The organism is Kineococcus anabasis, assembly GCF_054590795.1.
Genome location: NZ_BAAIHU010000018.1, coordinates 1 through 6,884 on the forward strand (window position 1 = coordinate 1; position 6,884 = coordinate 6,884).

Consider the following 6,884-nt stretch of genomic DNA (forward strand, 5'->3'; position numbering starts at 1 on the left):
CTCGATGGCACCCCCAAACCCGCACTCAACGCCCTCACCACCACCAACACCTGGCTGAAGACCCTCCAAGGCACAACCACCCGAACGATCACCGTGACACCGGCCGCGGACACGATCGTGCGACAGCAGTTCCCGACGCAGACCGGCGGTGCGTCACGCCTCCTGCGGTCCGATGTCCAGGAGTCGTCCTCTGCCGGGAGTCGCACCTCGACCTACCTGAGGTTCGCGCTGCCACCGCTCGCTGCCGGTGAAAGCGTGGCTGCGTCCAACCTGACCCTTCACGCGGAGGATGCCACGGCGGATGGTCCACAGGTCTGGCGCACGAGCTCCTCGTGGAGTGAGTCGGCGATGTCCTGGACACGGGGTCAGCCGCGCAGGACGTCGACGACACCGGTGGGGGACTTCGGTGAGATGCCCGTCGGGCCGGTGACGGTCCCTCTCACCGGTGTGAGCGGCGGTGTGGTGTCCCTGCAGCTGTACGCGACCGGGCCCGACGGTGTCGGCGTCACCTCGCGCGAAGTCGCCACCGGATCGGCTCCCCAGCTCACGGTGCTGATCAGGCGCTGAGGGGCTTGTGCTCGGAAGGCTGCTGAACAGGCGACGCCGTCCCGGTACGTTTCGTCCGCACGAGGAGACCGACCGCGAGTACAGACGTGAGGGCGAAGGCACCCGCCGTCGTACCCCACGCCCCGGCGGCCGCCGACGGCTCGGCCCGAAGCAAGGCGGCGGTCGCCAGCAGGGATGTCGCGGCGCCCGCCGCCGCGCCCACCCCGAGCCACTTCTGACGGCCTTCCGCCAGCAGCGTGTACCAGAAGAGGTAGCTCAGGAGAATCGCCGGGGCCGAGAGCGCAATCGCACGCACCGCACCGACCGCGGAGGTCCACTGGTAGCCGAAGAGCGCGAGCGTGACAGGACCCGCGAGGAGCGCCCCAGCCACGGCGAGGGGAATCGAAGCAGCACCGATCAGTACGGTGTAGCGGCGGACGTGCCGCCGCGCGTGCCCGGGCCCTCTGGCCGCGAGACCGGCCAGCGCAGGGAACAGACCAATGCCGATCGTGTGGGCGATCGTCACCCCTGCATCCAGGAAGCGGGTCGCCACCACGTATTGCGCCAGGTCGTCCACCGAGGCCAGCGCGCTCACCAGGACGGTCCCCTGTCGCCACAGCACCACGAGTGCCGCGCCCGCGCCCGCGAGCCAGGCGCTGCGCCGCAGCAGGAAACTGAAGGTGGGCCCTTGGGTCGTGCTGCGTCGCGGCCGCAACCAGGCCGCCGCGACGAGCAGCGCGGCGATCTCCTTGCCAGCGACGATCCAGAGGAGCGGCACGATGCCCGCGCCGTGTAGCACGGCGATCGAACCGACGACCGCCAGCACGGCTGCGCTGACGGACTGGAGCCAGCCCTCACGGGCCACCCGACCGGCGCCGCGCAAGATTTCGCACCACAGGTTCAAGAGCCCGTTGGCCGCCACGAAGATCACACATGGCAGGAGGACTTCCAGTCCGACGTCTCCTGGTCCGGCCACCAGAGCCACCACGCACGTCAGGCCTGCAGCTAGGGCGATCGACAACCCCTGCGGCCCCAGTGAAGAGCGCAGCGCAACGGGCGCGGTGCTGGTTCCCGCAGCGACGTCACGTCCGGCCAGGCTGGCGACGCCGAGGTCCGTCAGGCTCGCCGTCAGTGTCACCGTGCCGAGCAGGAAGCCGTACAGGGCGACGGTGGTGGGATCCGCCGATCGTGCGAGCACGATGACGAGGAAGATGCCGACCAGACGCCCGAACACCCGTGAGGACACCGCGGCGATCACACCTAGCCGCGCCAGTCGCGTCATCGGGTCAGTGTTCCCCGCTGTCGGCTCCGTCATACCACCACCTCGATCCTCCGCAGACGTCGCACGCCCCGTGCCGCGATCGCCGCTCCGGTCGCGAGCCCGAGCATGTAGAGCGTCGAGAACCCCGTCGGGTAGCTCCCGAGGGTCGTGCGCGAGACCCAGTCCACCACGGAGACGACGAGAATCGAGACGGCGAGCCACGCAGCCGGGTCGTTCTGCGACAGCGGGGATCTCAGCCACGAAGCGTGCGCCACGACCCAGACCAGCAGGGCGAGGACACCGAGCAGGCCGACATCAGACAGCACCTGCCCCCATGTCGAGTCGATGAAGGCGGGATTCCCGGCGAACAGGGCTGCGCTCTCCCGGTCGGGATCGTAGCGTGGTCCGCTCGCCAGCAGGCCGCTCCTCGCCCGGGTGAGTCCGGCGCCGACCTGCCCGACCCCGTTCCCGCGGAGCAACGTCTCCGGTCCCTGGTAGGCGACCGCCCACGCCTCGAAGCGTCCGTTGAGCGTGAACAGCAGCGGTCTGACGGTTCCACCGGGAACCGCCGATGACTTCAGGTAGATGCCGGCCGCGAGGAGCGCTCCTCCGGCAGCACCGAGGGTTCCGATCACCGCAGAGGGCATTCGCCGCTTGTGGAGCAGCAGGACCACGGTGAGCGCCGCGAGCTGCAGGACTGCTGTTCTGACCTGCGTCGCCGCGAGGACGGCGGCGATCGACGCCCACAGCAGCAGGCATTGGCCGCGCGTCGCCACCGTAGCTGCGACGCAGGCACCGAGTACCGCCAGCGCTGCGAGCGAGAAGGCCTCCTCGAAAGTTCCCGGACTGCGCAGATCACCACCGGAGGTCAGGCGCACCTGCGAGCCGAAGGCATACCCCCACTGGTAGACGAGCGCGTCCGGCCCGACGGCCTGCTGGATCCACACGAGCACGGCTTGGACGGGAAGAATCACGCACAAAGCGAGTACCAGGTGCTGGAGAGTCCTGCGTGGGTCCGGGCTGAGCGACCCGATGGCCAGGAGGAGCAGTGGCTCGAGCAGCAGACGAGTCCCGAAGAACCACTCACTGCCGTGGTTTCCGCCGAGGTCAGCGACGTACAGGATGACGAGGACCGCCAAGGGGACCCAGACCGAGGGTGGTGGGATGCGGGCAGCCAGGGATGTCCTGCCGCGGGCCACAGCCCAGGCGGTGGTGGCAAGCATCACCACCACGAGGACGTCCTTGGACACGCCGAGGACCTCGGAGACCCTCAGACGCAGCTCGGCCGTCGTGCTGAAGAGCACGACGACCCCCCACGGCGCCAGCCATGGGCGCGTCACCAGCAGCCACACGAACCCCGCCCCGAGGACGGCGCACAGGATGAGGAGGATCATCGCGAGCCCGGCACCGGCTCGACAGCTGCTGCCACCGTTCGCCTCAACCCACGACGATCACTGCGTCGGGGCGCCGGTCCCACGCGGGGAACAGTCGACCGGTTGCCCTGAGGTCACGGACGGAAGTGCTGCGTTCAACGGCGAGGACGATCGCGCCGGCCGTGCGGCACTCGGGTGCGACCACGGTCGAAGCCGGGTCCCCCGTCACCCGTACGAGCACGCCGTCGCCTACGTGGGAGTTCACATCACGGCCGTTCACGGTCCGGGTCGGAACGCCTTGAACGAGGTCGTGGGAGTGCGCGCGCAGCACCCCCGCGACCTCGTCGGCCGCACTTCGGGACATCACACCCACGGGGATGACGACGATGGGCCGCCCCGTGGAGTCACTACTGAGCCGCCGCAGATCCGCTATGAGCTGCCGCGAGGCCGGCAGGACGGCGCCGTCGCGCACCGACCCCGCCGGCAACCCCAAGATCTCACTCGCGTCTCGCTCCGAGGACACGGAAGCCGGACGCGCTGTCCTGAAGGCCAAGACCGCAGCAGTGAGGATGAGTGCCAGCACGGCACCCGTCGCCGCATCGCGGAACCATGACGGACCTTCCATCCGGGGGTCCGTCGTCGTCAGAACCTGCACCGGTTGGGCGGTGTCTGCGAGGACCTGCGATCGGGCAGCCACGTCGCGCAGAGCCTGTGTGTCGCCCGCAGAGGCGTTGTCCGCGCGCGCCGCCGCAGCTGAGGCGATCCTGCTGGCTGCATCGACCGTCTGCTGTCGGCTGACCTCGGCGAAGGACTCCGTGATGGCTCGCATGCGCTCACGGGCGACGTCCGAGGAGTCGGCGCTGCACAGCACGGTGAGGATGTCCGTCCCGGGGTTGGGCTCCACCTCGACGGCATCCTGCAGGGTCGTCCAGTCAGCATCGCCGAGCCGGGCGGCGGCCGGGGCGAGTACTGCTTCGGAGACCGCCAAGGCTGCCGAATCGGCCACCTCGCGTTCGAGCGCGGAGGCGTTGACACCTCCACCGAAGAGCAGTGGGTCCTGGGCCGGTGCCACCAGCCGAAGCGTCGCCTCGACCTCCCACCGTGTCTCACCGAGAGCGCTGACGAGCAGGCCGAGCAGGGCTCCGACCAGCGTGACAGCGGCGGCGAGACCACCGAGGCGCGCTGCCCGACCCGACTCACGCCAGCGGCTGTGCGCAGAAACACCCGTCGGCCGGACGCGACGCCCGCGACGCCGGGGACGGGCGGTCACGGACAGCTCGTCAGTGCTCACGCTGCTGTCCTCGTGGGATTGGTCCACTGGGCGTAGAGGGAGTTGACCTCCTCGACCCATCGGGCGAAGGGGAAGCATTCTGCCAGCTTGCGGCGCCCCGCCGCCCCTAAGCCCTGCGCCCTCTCGGGTGAAGCGAGGACCTGGATCAGCGCACGCCCGAGCGGGTCTGGCGACCGCGGAGGGACCAGTAGACCGGTCACCCCGTGATCCACCATCTCGGCGAGTCCGCCCGTCGCCGTCGTGACGACGGGAATGCCTCCGGCCATGGCCTCGAGCACGGCGTAGGGGAAGCACTCGATGTTGTAGGAGGCGAGCACGAACACGTCCGCGCCCGCGGCCAGGAGCGGCGCGTCCACGCGGGTCCCGAGGAAGTGGATGCCCGGGACACCGGCAGCGGCCTGCTCCAGCACACCGCGCTCGGGGCCGTCGCCTACCACCGCCAGCGCCGCACCGGGTATCTCCTGTGTCACCGTCCGCCAGGCCTCAAAGAGGTCACGGTGTCCCTTGTCGGCCCGCAGCGCACCGACGACGACCGCCACGGGGCCGGTGGCCGGACCGGGGAGCGCCGCGCGGAGGGCTGCGCGCCCCTCGTCACGCCGGTCGACCACGGGGAGGCTGTTCTGCACGATGTCGATCTTGTCGGGGGGCAGTCCCAGGTGCTCGCGCAGGTAGGTGACCTGCGTGAAGCACACCCCGGCGTAGCGGGTGACGAGGCCTCCCGATACGGCCTCCATCGCCCGTTCCCGGACGCCGCGATGGCCGACGTGACCGTACGTGTGCTTCCACACGACATAGGGCACGTGCCCGCCCCCAGCCATCCTGTGCTGGGTGAGCGCGGCTCGCAGCGGCAGGTCGGCGACGAAGTGCTGCGCGCTGACCACGGCGGGGGCGTGCTGTTGCATCAGCTGCCGCAGCGCCGCAGCGGTGCGCTGGACACCCCGCGCGCCGGTTGGCCGGGGGAGCAGGTCGACCGGTATGCCCGAGTCGCGCAGCTCGTCCGCGAGGGGCCCGCCGGTGAAGGCGGCGACGCGCGAGTTCCATCGTTCGGCGTCGAGGTGCTGCGCCAAGAGGACGATGTGCCGTTCGGCACCCCCGAGTTGCAGGGCCGGAAGGACGAAGAGGGCGGTCTGCGTCTGCACTTCACACCTACATTCCGCGTCGGTCGGATCCGCTGGTCACCGTGCCACCCCGCTCGCTGGACGGCGAACGAGAACCGGCCCCGGCCCTCCGTGACATGAACACCGGAGGACGCTCCTGCGGCTCGGTCACGACGCACCTGATCATGGCCGATGAACTCGGTGGATCCTCGCACCGGGCAGGTGTTCGTGCACTCGATGACCTCGATGGCAGTAGCTTCGCTTACCCATTGCCATTCTGCTTTGACTGCGAGTGACTCAGGGCCTCGCTCCGGTGATCGTTCGGGTGGTTGTGCCTTGGAGGGTCTTCAGCCAGGTGTTGGTGGTGGTGAGGGCGTTGAGTGCGGGTTTGGGGGTGCCATCGAGGTGGAGCAGGCCGAAGTTGTTCTCGTAGGCGTCCCAGTCGTCGCGGTCGCGGATGGTGAAGACGAAGGCGTGGGTGATGTAGGGGTACCAGTTCTGGACCATGGTCAGGGCCCGGCGCAGGTAGTCGGCTTGGACGGTCTCGCTGACGCCGGCGTGCCAACCGGTGCCTGCTCCAGTGGTCCAGCCGAACTCGGTGAACCAGATCGGGCGGGCCCCGTCGCCGTGGGCCAGCATGACATCGCGGACCTTGGTGATGTTGCTGATGCGGTAGGGGTGGGAGGCTGGTGGCGCCTCCGGGGCGGTGGCGGCCGGGCCCTGGTAGGGGTGGATGCCCAGGGCGTCGAAGGAGCCCTGGGCGCCTGCGGCGTAGAGGTCCTGGATCCACTGCGCGTTGGCGCCGCTGATGCCACCGCTGACGACGGTGGCGGCCGGGTCGGCGGCCTTGATCCCGGCGTAGCCGGCGCGAAGGACGGGGACGTAGTCCCGCGCCGGGGTCTGCGGACAGCTGCCACCGGAGCAGTCAGGCTCGTTCCAGATCTCCCAGGCGGCGATGCGGCCGGCGTAGCGGGTGGCCAGGTAGGTGGCGATGCGCTGGAACTGAGCTGGGTCGCGGGGCAGAACCTTGAGGTCGGAGGTGCCGCTGTGCCAGGTGGGGGTGCACCCCAGGGTGGCCAGGACCTTCAGCCCGCGGCGGGAGGCCTCGGTGACGGTGGCGTCCAGGCGGTCCTGATACCAGGTGGAGACCAGCCCTGGGCCGCGTTCCTCCAGCGAGCACCAGCCCACCCCGACACGCACCCAGCCGGCCCCCGAGGCCGCCACCCGGTCCAGCATCGCGGCGTTCACCGGCCAGTCCCGCCACAGGGAGAACACCTCCACCCCCGTCGCCAACACCCGCGACGACCCCACCACCG

6 protein-coding genes are annotated in these 6,884 nt (G+C 70.0%); 1 reads left to right on the forward strand and 5 read right to left on the reverse strand.

The window, feature by feature from the left end:
• The coding region (locus ACYQBY_RS22160) for a CBM96 family carbohydrate-binding protein (RefSeq protein WP_459646074.1) at positions 1-567 on the forward strand (567 nt) is incomplete at its 5' end.
• On the opposite strand, the gene ACYQBY_RS22165 is transcribed toward ACYQBY_RS22160, so the two are convergent.
• From ACYQBY_RS22165 to ACYQBY_RS22185, 5 genes are all read right to left on the reverse strand, one after another.
• On the reverse strand, positions 557-1,828 hold the full coding sequence (locus ACYQBY_RS22165; protein WP_459646075.1) for an oligosaccharide flippase family protein: 1,272 nt from the start codon (positions 1,826-1,828) through the stop codon (positions 557-559). The genes ACYQBY_RS22160 and ACYQBY_RS22165 overlap by 11 nt on opposite strands.
• A gap of 29 nt (positions 1,829-1,857) precedes the next feature.
• Entirely contained in the window at positions 1,858-3,201 is a 1,344-nt protein-coding gene (locus tag ACYQBY_RS22170) for a hypothetical protein (RefSeq protein ID WP_459646076.1), read from the reverse strand.
• A gap of 43 nt (positions 3,202-3,244) precedes the next feature.
• The gene (locus ACYQBY_RS22175; RefSeq protein ID WP_459646077.1) at positions 3,245-4,471 is read right to left on the reverse strand and encodes a YveK family protein; all 1,227 of its coding nucleotides are present in this window, start codon (positions 4,469-4,471) and stop codon (positions 3,245-3,247) included.
• On the reverse strand, positions 4,468-5,610 hold the full coding sequence (locus ACYQBY_RS22180) for a glycosyltransferase family 4 protein (RefSeq protein ID WP_459646078.1): 1,143 nt from the start codon (positions 5,608-5,610) through the stop codon (positions 4,468-4,470). Before ACYQBY_RS22180 ends, ACYQBY_RS22175 begins: the two co-directional genes overlap by 4 nt.
• Positions 5,611-5,865: 255 nt before the next feature.
• Positions 5,866-6,884 (reverse strand): cellulase family glycosylhydrolase (locus tag ACYQBY_RS22185; RefSeq protein WP_459646079.1); only part of this gene is annotated, 1,019 nt, incomplete at its 5' end.

What these genes read in the sequence shown, in the direction of transcription:
- ACYQBY_RS22170 (WP_459646076.1), bottom strand. Translation starts at nt 3,201, where the DNA reads ATGATCCTCCTCATCCTGTGCGCCGTCCTCGGGGCGGGGTTCGTGTGG.
- ACYQBY_RS22165 (WP_459646075.1), bottom strand. Translation starts at nt 1,828, where the DNA reads ATGACGCGACTGGCGCGGCTAGGTGTGATCGCCGCGGTGTCCTCACGG.